The sequence below is a fragment of the Helicobacter magdeburgensis genome, from assembly GCF_000765825.2.
In the GTDB taxonomy this organism is placed as follows: Bacteria; Campylobacterota; Campylobacteria; order Campylobacterales; family Helicobacteraceae; genus Helicobacter_C; species Helicobacter_C magdeburgensis.
On record NZ_JRPE02000008.1, the window covers coordinates 1 to 12,234 of the forward strand.

The window sequence follows — 12,234 nt, forward strand, 5'->3', positions numbered from 1 at the left end:
TAAAAACATCATATAGAAATAAAAACCTAAGAGAAGAGACTAGAAGCTCAATCAAATGGGAGTGAAATAATACAGATTTAAAGCTTAAGGGGGGCTTAAATAGAAATAGAATCCAATGCTTCTTTTCAAAAAACCCTTTACATAAGCCCAAAAAACCTACACACTGCCACAAAATTAATATTTTTTTGTATTTTGATAATTCCCCACCCCAACACATATTTTTGCTTAATCACTTTAGAAACTTATTACCTTTAAAGCATAATAAGTTTCACCCCACCCTAACAATATAATAAGAATCTTATGATAGAATCCCCGCTTACAAATTATGTGTAATGACACAACACATCTTAACATCAAAAACAAAGGCACATTATGCAATTTGAAATGCTCTATTCCAAGATTCACCGCGCACAAGTGAGTGATGCTAATCTCAATTATGTGGGTTCAATTACCATGGAAAAAAATCTTGCCAAAAGTGCAAAACTCCTAGCGGGTATGAAAGTAGAGATTCTAAATATCAATAATGGCGAACGATTTAGCACTTATGTCATTTATGGCGACAAAAAGGGCGAGATTTGTCTCAATGGTGCTGCAGCTAGAAAGGCACAAGTGGGGGATATTATCATCATCGTAGCCTATGCGACTTACAGCCAAGAAGAGTTACAAGACTATCAGCCTACAATCGTGCAAGTTGGGGCAAATAATGAGATTCTATCCATAACAAGCGAGGTGTGAAATGTTTGATCCAAGTCAATTTGGAGCAATGCTAGGCTCTATGCAAGATTCCATAAAAGAGCTAGAAGAACGCAATCAGCAGACCACCCTCACAGCAAAAAGTGGCGGTGGGCTAGTGAGTGTAAGTGCTAATGGTAATGGAGAGATTATTGATATTAGTATTGATGATAGTTTGCTTGAGGATAAAGAATCGCTTCAGATTCTACTAATGAGTGCGTTTAACGACCTTCGCAAGAGTGTGGAAGAAAATCGTCAATCAAGTGCTATGAATCTCCTTGGCAACCTTGGAGGATTAAATATTTTTGGTGGCAAACCTAATGCTTAAACACACAAAGCCATTACTGCTCATAACGATAGTTACAGCACTTATCCTTAGCCTGTGTAGCCACGCATTTGCCTATGACTACTCACATTGTGTCAAATACTTCAAAGCTGCTAGCACACCTGTGGATTCAGGCTATGCCATAAGTCTTAAAGTCGGCACAACACAACATCATATTTTATATGCCAAAACACCCCCTAAAAATGTAAAGATTCTAAAAGCCGACCCATTTGTGGGGCTTTATCTCCTAGCTCTCCCAAAAACCAAGCAAAGCTATGAGCTTCTCCCCCTTGACAAACGCACCCTAAATGATAAAAAACTCGCCATCATTTCGCTCAATCACGCCCCAAGCATCGGGCATATTACAAAGCGACAAAATGGCTTTATAGACTACGCAGGATTTTCAAACAAAACCTCACAAAACGGCGTCCTAGGCAATATCTGCTACCAAATCTATGGCTTGGGTGTAGGCAACAATGGCTTTATAGAAAAAAAATATATTGATAGATTCTTAAATCAAAAATCAGCCTACTACGGCGATTTAGGCATACGATTTTATTCTCAAAAGCCTATTGTGAGTTTTATTGATCCATTTTTTCCAAACAATCCCTTTCAGCCCCAAGATGAGATCGTAAGCATTAATGGCACAAAAGTTTCAAATAGCGGGCAGATAGAGTGGATTATGAGCAATCTCAAAAAAGATTCTCAAGCCAAAGTGCTTATAAAACGCAATGGCAAAACGATGACACTGCTTGTGAAAGTCAATCAACGCTACGGCGGATTCTTATTAAGAGAGACTTTTTTAGAACGCTTTGGTATCACCCTAAATGATGAGATGATTATCCAAAGCACAAACCCCGCCATTGCTGGACGCTTTAGCCAATTAAGAGTGAATGATAAGATTCTATTTATTAATAAAAATCCCATTATCACACAATCCACAGATACTACGCATAAACGCTTTGAACGCTTGAAAATGCTTCTTTCACAAGCAGCATTTAATGAAGAGTTTGATGGTAAGATTCAGCTGCTTATCCTGCGTGATGGGCTTGAGATTTTTATCAAAATATAGGGGGAAAAATGCAGCACATCACAGAAATTTTACACGATTTTGAATCTTTTCTTTTAGCCCAAGCCCCGCAGATTCCAAGCTTTCATCAGCATTATGAAAAAGCCGCGTGGGAAATGGTGCAAAATGGCGGCAAAAGATTCCGCCCGGCTCTTGTCTTTAGCGTTCTTAATGCCCTTGCCCCACAGCTTATAAAAAATGCCTTTCTTCCAGCTCTAAGCATTGAGTGTATTCACACTTATTCGCTTATCCACGATGATTTGCCTTGTATGGATAATGCTTCTTTGCGGCGGGGACACCCTACATTGCATACGAAGTATGGAGAAACTCTAGCCCTGCTTGTGGGTGATGGACTAAACACCTATGCCTTTGCCTTACTTACTCAAGCTAGGCTTGACTCACAGCTCAAACTCGCTCTCATAGAATCTTTAGCCATAAATGCCGGAATTGGCGGAATGGTGCTAGGGCAAATGCTTGATTGTGAGTTTGAAAATCAAACTCTAGCCCTAGAGCAAATCCAAACAATCCACACTAATAAAACCGCTAAACTCATTGCCACTTCATTAGAGTTTGGCGCTATTATTGCAAATGTGGATTCTAAACTCCGCAAGGCTTTGTATGACTTTGGTTTGAAGCTTGGCATATATTTTCAGCTCCGCGATGACATCATTGATGTGTGTCAAGATTCAAGCCAAGCGGGAAAAACAACGCAAAATGATAGCCATAAAAATAGCTATGTCAATTTGCTAGGCTTAGATGGGGCAAGAGCGGAGTTTCATAGACAAAGGCAAAACTTGCAACAAGAGCTAAAAGACTTTGAATCTAGCATAGCTCAAAGCCTAAACTCGCTTTTAGAAAACTATTTTAAAGACATTGTATAAAGGAAGCAAATGAAAAAAATCTTACTCACAAATGATGATGGCTTTGATTCTAGCGGACTACTTGCACTTAAAGATGCCTTGCAGAATCTAGCTCACATTACCATTGTAGCTCCAGCAAGTGAAAAATCCGCCTGCGGACACGGGCTAACCCTCACGCGTCCCTTAAGCTTTGTGCGGATTGATGATGATTTTTACAAGCTTGAAGATGGCACACCAAGCGATTGTGTGTATCTAGCCCTTAATTCACTCTATCAGCAAAAGCCGGATTTAGTCATTTCTGGGATTAATCTAGGCTCAAATATGGGAGAAGATATTACCTATTCTGGCACGGCTGCTGGGGCTATGGAGGCGTGTATCCAAGGTGTGCCTTCCATTGCGATTTCACAGCTTATGCCTGATAAAAATCGCTCTAAACATTTTGATTTTTCACTTGCCAAGCAGTGTATTGCTGAAGTTGTAGAGATGATTTTTTCGCGTGGCTATCCATTGGGAGAGCGGAAGTTTTTAAACATCAATATCCCACATATTCCGCCAAAAGACTGCAAGGGCTATAAAATCACGCAAATGGGATATAGAATCTACGCTGATGACGCACAGGTGCATAGAAACCCACGCGGGCAGGAATACTATTGGCTAGGGCTGCACCCACTGCAGTGGGAGGAACGCGCCGATACACCCTTTGCTAATGGCTCTGATTTTAACGCGACACATAACAAATACGTCTCCATAACGCCCATTAAGCTTGATATGACAAGCTATGAAGATAGCAAAAATCTTGAATCTTGGATACAAAAATGAGTGAGATTATTGATAGATACACGCGTTCTAGAATCTTGTTTGGAGAAAGCTTTAAATCCATACAGCAAAAAAGCGTCATTATCTTTGGCGTAGGCGGTGTGGGGAGCTTTGTGGTGGATTGTTTATACAGAAGTGGGCTAGTGAATATTACAATCGTGGATAAAGATAGCTTTGATGTTACAAATCAAAATCGCCAAATCGGCGCAGAGCATATCAACGAGCCAAAGGTGCTTGTGTTAGCTAAACTCTATCCGGGCATTACGCCATTACAAAAATGCGTAGATGAAGCATTTTTAAGCGAATTTGACATTATGGGCTTTGATTATATTGTTGATGCCATTGATGATATTGATGCGAAAGTCAAAATCGCTAAAATCGCCTCAAACAAACCATTAGGCAAATATATCGTATCCACAGGCAGTGCTAAAAAGCTAAGTCCCCTGCATATACGCGTGGCAAGTATATGGAAAAGCTATGGCGATAAATTTGCGAGAAAATTCCGCGATAATCTCAAAAAAGCAGGAATAAAAAAGAATTTTAAGGTTGTCTTTAGCCCTGAAGTGCCAAAATGCAAGGCGTTAGGGAGCTTTAGTGCGGTAACGGCGAGCTTTGGGCTAACCATCGCAAGTGAAATTATCCAAGATATACTCAAACACACACAAGGAGAGCAAAATGCGTGAATATGATGACTTAGAGCAAGATTCTGATTTTGATGGAAATTTTTATGATGATGAAGAAGATGACTTCCGCCATAGTGGGTATGATGATGATGACTATGCAAACCCCGATGATGAATATAGCGATGAAGATGAGTAAAATACAATGAAAAACACAAAACTACAAGTGGCACTTTTGCAACAAAACTACAAGGGCGAGAAAAAGGCGATGCTAGATTCTACGACTTCACTTATTGAGCAAGCCGCAGAATCTGGAGCCAAGCTTGTGGCATTACAAGAACTTCATACGCGAGAATACTTCTGCCAAAGTGAAGATCCTAAGTTTTTTGACTATACTAATGACTTTGAAGCTGATGTGGCTTATTTTAGTGACATTGCCAAAAAGCATAAGATTGTCCTGCTGACTTCACTTTTTGAAAGACGCACCGCTGGAATCTACCACAACACCGCCGTTGTCTTTGACACAAATGGGAGCATTGCAGGAAAATACCGCAAAATGCACATTCCTGATGATCCGCAGTTTTATGAAAAATTCTACTTCACACCCGGTGATTTAGGCTTTGAGCCGATACAAACAAGCCTTGGCAAACTTGGTGTCTTAATCTGCTGGGATCAGTGGTATCCTGAAGCGGCTAGGATAATGGCGTTAAAGGGAGCGGAGATTCTTATCTATCCTACGGCGATTGGCTGGTTTGATGAAGATTCTATGGAAGAGAGAATGCGTCAAAAAGAAGCGTGGATAGCCGTGCAAAGGGGGCATAGTGTGGCTAATGGACTACCAACTCTTGCGATAAACCGCGTAGGATTTGAAAAAGACAGCAGCGGCAACGCACAAGGCATACGCTTTTGGGGTTCTAGCTTTGCCTTTGATGCACAAGGGGCATTACTCGCACAAGGGAGCGAAGATAAAGAAGAGATTATCCGTGTTGAGATTGACTTAAGCAAGAGCGAAGAAGTGCGGCGTATGTGGCCCTTTTTACGCGATAGGCGGATAGAATCTTATAAGCCAATGCTAAAAAGATTCTGCGATTAGGGACTTTTCAGCCCTATTTTAGCTACTTAAGATACAATGCCAAGTCTCCTTAAATCAAGGGATAATTTCTTTTTAAAGGACAAGCGATGAAAAAACTTCTCGTTAGCGTAGCACTTAGTGCGAGTTTGGTAAGTGGGACATTTGCTGCGGCAAATACAAATACAGGTTGTGGTCTTGGCTCACTCATCATTGACAAACAAGGCATTTTGTGGAATCTTTTCCAAGTAACAACAAACCACACTTTTGGTATCCAAACTTTTGGTATTACTTCAGGAACTTCCGGCTGTAAAAGTGGCAAGGTAGCTATGGATAGCAGAACTCAAGAGTTTGTAGCGGCAAATATGGACGCACTCTCACAAGAAATCGCTCGTGGCAATGGCGAACACCTTGATACACTTGTAGAACTTCTTAATGTAGATGATAAAGAAGCATTCAAAGTTGCTTTACAAGAAAACTACCACAAACTTTATGCAAACGCAAACACACAAAGTGCCGATGTGCTTGATGGTGCTGCAAGTTTATAATTTTCTTGTATTCTCCACGCTATGGCGTGGGGATTCAAATCTGCCTATCTTAGCCTTTAATCTCTTCTCAAGCCAATGATAAGTCAAACTCTGCTAGAATCCACGCTTTTTATAAATGCTTAAACTTTTATATACTCAAATCTAAAAGGATATTTAAAATATGATTAAAAACACTCACTTGCATTCCCTACAAGCTATGAGCCTAAGATTCTAAAAGCTCAAATATTATGAAAAAATTTCAATATCTCCTTTTTACCCTGCTTATTTATCTCACTCAAAGCTACGCTTCAACTCAACCAAATGAGATAGCAAACACCGCAACACCGCAGCAGATTCTAGAATCTGCCAAAGCTCTAAAACTTGCTGAAAGCAAAGAATGGAAAGACCTTTTACATATTGATTCTTCTACGAGTGAAATTATCTCGCCTTACTTTTTTCTTACCCCACTGCCACATAAAGACAAACACAAAAGCCTTGCTACAAGCGAGCTTGAAGCGACTATCAAAGCATTTTATCAATCTGTAGAATCTGTGGAGATTCCAGAAGCGATTGTCAAAAGACGCCAAGAGCAAATCCAATTTTTTGAGAAAAACGAGATTAAGCTCCCTGTCCGCTCCATACAAAAACAAGACTATCACGCATTATGTCGCTTCCCAGCAAGACTGCATTTTTTAAAACAGCACCTTGATTTGCAGGATTTGCCACAAATGGAGTGCGAAGAATTTATCGCTATGCGTGATTATGTAGCACCTACAAAGGCAAGTATTATTTTTCCTTCAGCTCATATTAATTCCCCTGCTTCTATGTTTGGACACACCTTTTTGCTTTTAGATTCTAAGTTTCAATCTCGCCTTTTAAGCTTTGCTATAAACTACCAAGCCGATGCAGACCAAACCAAAGAAAATGGCATAGTGTTTGGATTTAAAGGGCTTTTTGGGCTTTACACCGGGAGCTATTCAATCCTACCCTATTATGATAAAATCAAAGAATATTCAAACACTGAATCCCGCGATATATGGGAATATGAGCTAAATCTCACACCACAGGAGATTACGCAACTTTATAATCACATTTGGGAGCTAAGCGATGCTTTTAGCTCATATTATTTTTTCCACAGAAACTGCTCGTATAATGTGCTTTGGCTGCTTGAAGTAGCACGCCCTAGCCTCAAACTGCGACATCAATTTATCTATCAGGTCAATCCCCCAGAAACGCTTTTTGCCCTGCAAAAGGCACAACTTATCACCACCCAAACTTACCGCCCAAGCAAACGCGCCAAACTCAACGCTTATGGCAAACTTATGAATAACAAATCCGTCAAACTTGCTAAAAAACTAGCCCTTGGAGACAAGCAGCCAAGTGAGATTACACAAGATTCTAAACTTTCACTGCAAGATAAGCAATACATTTTAGAATCTGCCTTGGAGCTTAGCGAATATCACTTTATCAAAGGCAAATTACCCAAAGAGCAATACACACAAATCGCCCACACTCTAGCCTCCACACGCTCTACACTTGGCTCTAATACCCCACCGCAAATACACACACCAAAGACAAATCCCCTTGAAGGCAACCAAAGCCTAAGGATAACGCCCCTGCTTTTACACAACGCACAAGGATTCCACCCAGCCCTTGATTTTAGAATCACCTACCACGATATAACGGATAATGATGTAGGTTATCTCAAAGGCGCACAAATTGAGCTTATGCGAGTGCTTGGGTATTATGATACAAGTATGCAGGGGACACAAGCGATAAATAACGCTAAGATTTATGAGATGAATATTTTATCTATCGCCTCTATCGCACCTATGGGGAAGTTTTTTAAGCCTTTTTCATATCGTGCAGAGACGGGATTTAATAGAACATTTAACGATGAGCATTTGCATTATTTTATAAACTTTGGCGGGGGAATGAGCTATGATTTTAGCAATATCGCTTATGCATATTACTTGCTTGAGCCTACATTTTTTCTTAGCCACAATAACCAAGCAGACTTTGCCCTAGCTCAAGTGTTTGGGCTTAATATAAGCGATAATAACCGCCTAAAAGCCACACTTGAATATACATTCAAAGCCTATACACTCAAAGACTTTAGTCATCATCTTGACAGCACGCTCAGTGTCAATATTATCCAGAATCTTGGCTTGTTTGGGCGAATGTCTCTCGTGCAAAATGAGTTATATACAAAGCCCCAGCCCACTTCTATGCTAGGGCTAAGAATGTATTTTTAGTTTAGCATAATGTGTCGTGTAAATTTAATAATTCCTTATATAATTAGCACTTTTATAATGAACGCGTTTTGACACAAGGGATAAAATAAATGCTTGATTTTCAGTTTATGCAACAATGTGTGCCGATATTTGCTAAAGCTCTCTCTTTGACACTTTATATTTCATTTTTTGGTATTTTGCTTTCACTTCTTATTGGCTTTGTTTGTGCGTGGATTCTATTTTTAAAAGTCCCTTTTGTGCGGTATCTTGTTAATGCCTATGTGGAAGTGGCAAGAAACACGCCCTTGCTTATCCAGCTCTTTTTTCTCTACTATGGATTGCACGGGGTTATGGGCATTTCGCTTAGTGAATATGTCTGTGCGATTACGGGCTTGGCGTTTTTAGGTGGGGGCTATATGTGTGAGAGTTTTCGCACCGGCTTAGAATCTATGAGCAAATCCCAAATTGAATCTGCCCAAAGCATAGGGTTAAGCTCATTTCAAATGATGCGATATGTAATCTTGCCTCAATCCCTTGGCGTTGCCCTGCCCTCAATTGGTGCAAATGTCATTTTTCTACTCAAAGAGACTTCAGTTGTAGGCGTCATTGCCCTTGCTGATATGATGTTTGTAACCAAAGATATTATCACAAACTACTACAAAACAAATGAAGCCCTTTTAATGCTTATCTTAAGCTATCTTGTGGTGCTTTTGCCTTTGTCATTTGTGTTTTCATTACTTGAAAAGTCCTATAAAAAAAGGGTGCTGTAATGGAGATTTTTTTCATAGGTTCAAATTTTATGCGTTTATTACAAGGGGCGACACTTACTTTGGAAATCGCCCTTATATCCATTATCTTTTCAACACTTGGCGGGCTTGTGCTTGGCTTTATGATGACTTGGAAGAATCTTATTGTTGTGAGTTTATGTAGATTCTACCTTGAGTGCATTCGCATTATTCCCATTTTGGCGTGGCTTTTTATTGTCTTTTTTGGAATCTCGCAATATTTTGATATAAGCCTAAGTGCCTTTCAAAGTGCCATTATTGTTTTTAGTTTATGGGGTGTGGCGGAAGTTGGCGACTTGGTAAGGGGAGCTATCACCTCATTGCCAAAGCACCAAGTGGAAAGTGGCAAGGCATTAGGACTGCAGCAGTGGCAGATTATGCTCTATATCATTTTCCCTCAAGCCCTGCAAAGATTACTCCCCTCAATTGTTTCTCTCTCAACCCGTATGATTAAGACAACTTCACTTGTAGCCCTGATTGGAGCGGCAGATTTATTGCAAGTGGGACAGCAGATAATTGAGCTGAATAAATCCCAAACAAATGCGAGTTTTTGGGTATATGGCGGAATCTTTGCGACATATTTTCTTTTGTGCTATCCGCTTTCTTATCTTAGTAGAATCTTGGAGAAAAAATATCAATGAGTGAAATCTTACTTGACATACGACATTTAAAAAAGACTTATGATGGCAGCCATTTTGTGCTAAACGACATCTCTATGCAAGTCAAAAAGGGCGAAGTGGTGGTAATTTTAGGAGCTAGTGGCTGTGGCAAAAGCACCTTTTTGCGTTGCATTAACGGACTAGAATCTATCCAAAGCGGAGAGATTCTATTAAATGGCACACTACTCAATCACAAAAAATCAAAGTGGAGTGCTATCCGCCAACGCATAGGTATGGTGTTTCAAAGTTACGATCTTTTTCCACATATGAGCGTAATGGATAATATTTTACTAGGACCGCTCAAGGTGCAAAAGCGTGAGAAAAAGGAGGTTGTAGCCCAAGCTCAAAAGCTTTTAGAACGCGTGGGATTAGCCCAAAAAATGTATGCTTCACCAAAAGAGCTAAGCGGAGGACAGAAGCAACGCGTAGCCATCGTGCGTGCATTGTGTATGAATCCTGAAATTATGCTTTTTGATGAAGTAACCGCATCACTTGATCCAGAAATGGTAAAAGAGGTGCTTGAAGTGATTTTGGAACTTGCCAAAGAGGGAATGACTATGCTTATTGTAACGCACGAAATGCGATTTGCTAAAAAGGTGGCGGATAGAATCTGCTTTTTTGATGAGGGCAAACTCGCAGAAGAGAGTAGCCCAGAAGTCTTTTTCACAAATCCCACAACCCAAAGGGCAAAACGATTTTTAAATGTCTTTGAACTTTAAAGGCTTTTTTAACTTTTATGCAAAGAAGTGGATTTAAAAACATCAATAAATAGCAAAACAAGAATCTAGGCAATAAGATTCTATTTTGCTACACTCACAAGCCCACGCTCACAAAGTTTAGATTCTTAAAACAACTTCTTACCCACACTCACAAGTCTATTTGCAACGATTTTATAATCATTTCTCTTAAACAAATCTCGCATTAAATCCTATCAGTTTTTAGCTCATACACAATAGGCAACTCTATTTTTGTCGTTACGCTAAGTGTAGGAAAATCCCCCTGTGCTTTTTTGATAGCATTCATCGCAGCGACATTGAAAGGATCGTGCGGACAGGGCTTGATAATGCGGATATTAGCCACCTTACCATCTTTATAGATGACAAACTCCACTATCACCTCCCCTTCCAAGCCTCGCTTTCTTGCCATATTTGGATATTTATTTTTGCGATCAATGGCGCGTTTGATTTGAGAAAAAATCTCATCTTCATCACCATTTCTATACGAAAGCGTTTGGATAATCTCGCCCTCTTCTGCCTTTTCATCAGGCTTTGCCTTTGGAGCTGGGGTTGGCGGGGGGCTTAGCTCTTCTTGTTTGGCAAGTTTGCCCTGCTCTTTGACTTGCTCTTTTTGAATCTGCTTTTTATGTTGTCGCGTAGGTAAGGGCTTTGGCTTTTCTACATTCTCTTGATTTGAAGGGGTTTGAAATGTCGCTAGGGCAATTGTTGTGATATTATCGCCATTTTGCTGCAACTCCACATTGTGAAACACACCAAAAAGCCACACAACAAGCCCGATATGAAGCACAAAGCTTATGGCAAAGCCTAAAAAAGCAGGTGTAAAAAGACTTGATTTTATAGCATTTTTATTTGGATTTTGTTGAAATGCCGAAGTTTTCATGCCCTTTCTCCTTTAAAATATCCACAATTTGTATAAAAGTCTCAAATTTAGAATCCTTATCACTCTTGAGCTGAATGAGCGTCTTATTATCAATCTTTGCAATCTGCTCTTTTAAAGATTCTATCTCTATTTGCTTATCATCAAAATAAATCACATTCTTATCATCAATAGCGATGATGACAGGCTTTTCATCTTGTTTTTGCTCATTTTGACTAGCATAAGGTAGCTCTACTTTAATCTGCCCTTGAGCGATGAAAGTAGAAACACTTAGCACAATAGCTAAAAGCACGAGCATCACATCAATGAAGGGGACGATATTTAAGCCATCTTTTTTTGGGATTCTCATTTTCTAGCCTTGTTTTTTCAAAAACTTATAGCGATTAAGCAAAATATCCATTTTACGCACAAAGCAGTTATACACAATCAAAGTGGGAATGGCTACCACAAGCCCTAGAGCTGTCGCCTTTAACGCCGTAGATAGCCCTACCATAATGCTTTGAGCGTCCATTCCCCCACTCATTCCCATATCATAAAAAGTTATCATTATCCCAACAACTGTTCCCAAAAGCCCCACATAAGGTGCATTAGAGTAAATGATATACAATGCGGTGAGATTCTTACTCAATACCTCTTCTAGCACATTTTCATCAGTGTATTCACCCACATTGATTTTTGCATAAAATATCACTCGCTCACAGCTTAGCCACACCGCCACAAAACTCATAAAACCCAAAATAGCAAAAATAATATGATCTATGTAATCTTTCAAAATGTCCATTATCCTGCTCCCACAATATACCTTAATCAGTCAAAAAATATGAATCTTCATCATTTTTTAGCCTTAGCATATTATAAAAATCATTCTTAAAATAACTTTACACTTCCTTTTAAATCCACTTAAATTTCACACTTCTATGCTTT

The 12,234-nt window shown here is 39.6% G+C and carries 16 protein-coding genes; 13 read left to right on the forward strand and 3 right to left on the reverse strand.

The window, feature by feature from the left end; translation table 11 throughout:
* Positions 1–372 precede the first annotated feature (372 nt).
* The 13 genes from panD to LS74_RS06245 all read left to right on the forward strand — a co-directional run bounded on the left by panD (position 373) and on the right by LS74_RS06245 (position 10,415).
* Positions 373–735 (forward strand): aspartate 1-decarboxylase, encoded by a 363-nt coding sequence (gene panD / locus LS74_RS06185; protein WP_034589823.1) that lies wholly within the window; start codon positions 373–375, stop codon positions 733–735.
* A 1-nt stretch (position 736) separates the two neighbouring features.
* Entirely contained in the window at positions 737–1,060 is a 324-nt protein-coding gene (locus tag LS74_RS06190) for a YbaB/EbfC family nucleoid-associated protein (protein ID WP_115025896.1), read from the forward strand.
* On the forward strand, positions 1,053–2,129 hold the full coding sequence (locus tag LS74_RS06195) for a DUF7488 domain-containing protein (protein WP_052086429.1): 1,077 nt from the start codon (positions 1,053–1,055) through the stop codon (positions 2,127–2,129). Before LS74_RS06190 ends, LS74_RS06195 begins: the two co-directional genes overlap by 8 nt.
* 8 nt (positions 2,130–2,137) lie before the next feature.
* Complete coding sequence (locus LS74_RS06200; RefSeq protein ID WP_034587524.1) at positions 2,138–3,007, forward strand: polyprenyl synthetase family protein; 870 nt, start codon at positions 2,138–2,140, stop codon at positions 3,005–3,007.
* 9 nt (positions 3,008–3,016) lie between these two features.
* Positions 3,017–3,805, forward strand: coding sequence for a 5'/3'-nucleotidase SurE (gene surE / locus LS74_RS06205; protein ID WP_034587526.1), 789 nt, complete (start codon positions 3,017–3,019; stop codon positions 3,803–3,805).
* Positions 3,802–4,485 carry a ThiF family adenylyltransferase gene (locus tag LS74_RS06210; RefSeq protein ID WP_034587528.1) on the forward strand — a complete coding sequence of 228 codons (684 nt, stop codon included), beginning with the start codon at positions 3,802–3,804 and terminating at the stop codon, positions 4,483–4,485. The genes surE and LS74_RS06210 overlap by 4 nt, the downstream gene beginning before the upstream one ends.
* A complete protein-coding gene (locus LS74_RS06215; RefSeq protein WP_201274715.1) occupies positions 4,478–4,621 on the forward strand; it encodes a hypothetical protein in 144 nt (47 codons plus the stop codon). The genes LS74_RS06210 and LS74_RS06215 overlap by 8 nt, the downstream gene beginning before the upstream one ends.
* Before the next feature lie 6 nt (positions 4,622–4,627).
* On the forward strand, positions 4,628–5,515 hold the full coding sequence (locus LS74_RS06220; protein ID WP_034587532.1) for a carbon-nitrogen hydrolase: 888 nt from the start codon (positions 4,628–4,630) through the stop codon (positions 5,513–5,515).
* An 86-nt stretch (positions 5,516–5,601) separates the two neighbouring features.
* On the forward strand, positions 5,602–6,039 hold the full coding sequence (locus LS74_RS06225) for a DUF3015 family protein (RefSeq protein WP_034587534.1): 438 nt from the start codon (positions 5,602–5,604) through the stop codon (positions 6,037–6,039).
* Positions 6,040–6,266: 227 nt separating this feature from the next.
* On the forward strand, positions 6,267–8,273 hold the full coding sequence (locus LS74_RS06230; protein WP_052086431.1) for an Lnb N-terminal periplasmic domain-containing protein: 2,007 nt from the start codon (positions 6,267–6,269) through the stop codon (positions 8,271–8,273).
* Between the two features lie 89 nt (positions 8,274–8,362).
* A complete protein-coding gene (locus LS74_RS06235) occupies positions 8,363–9,022 on the forward strand; it encodes an amino acid ABC transporter permease (protein WP_034587536.1) in 660 nt (219 codons plus the stop codon).
* Positions 9,022–9,678, forward strand: coding sequence for an amino acid ABC transporter permease (locus LS74_RS06240; RefSeq protein WP_034587539.1), 657 nt, complete (start codon positions 9,022–9,024; stop codon positions 9,676–9,678). The genes LS74_RS06235 and LS74_RS06240 overlap by 1 nt, the downstream gene beginning before the upstream one ends.
* On the forward strand, positions 9,675–10,415 hold the full coding sequence (locus tag LS74_RS06245; RefSeq protein WP_034587542.1) for an amino acid ABC transporter ATP-binding protein: 741 nt from the start codon (positions 9,675–9,677) through the stop codon (positions 10,413–10,415). The genes LS74_RS06240 and LS74_RS06245 overlap by 4 nt, the downstream gene beginning before the upstream one ends.
* Positions 10,416–10,617: 202 nt before the next feature.
* On the opposite strand, the gene LS74_RS06250 is transcribed toward LS74_RS06245, so the two are convergent.
* Genes LS74_RS06250 through exbB form a run of 3 tightly spaced genes read right to left on the reverse strand, consistent with a single transcriptional unit; the run spans position 10,618 to position 12,091 of the window.
* Positions 10,618–11,313 carry an energy transducer TonB gene (locus tag LS74_RS06250; protein WP_138128928.1) on the reverse strand — a complete coding sequence of 232 codons (696 nt, stop codon included), beginning with the start codon at positions 11,311–11,313 and terminating at the stop codon, positions 10,618–10,620.
* Positions 11,279–11,659 carry a TonB system transport protein ExbD gene (gene exbD / locus LS74_RS06255; protein ID WP_014666457.1) on the reverse strand — a complete coding sequence of 127 codons (381 nt, stop codon included), beginning with the start codon at positions 11,657–11,659 and terminating at the stop codon, positions 11,279–11,281. Before exbD ends, LS74_RS06250 begins: the two co-directional genes overlap by 35 nt.
* A 3-nt stretch (positions 11,660–11,662) precedes the next feature.
* Positions 11,663–12,091, reverse strand: a complete 429-nt coding sequence (exbB, locus tag LS74_RS06260; protein WP_034586348.1) for a TonB-system energizer ExbB — start codon at positions 12,089–12,091, stop codon at positions 11,663–11,665.
* Positions 12,092–12,234 lie beyond the last annotated feature (143 nt).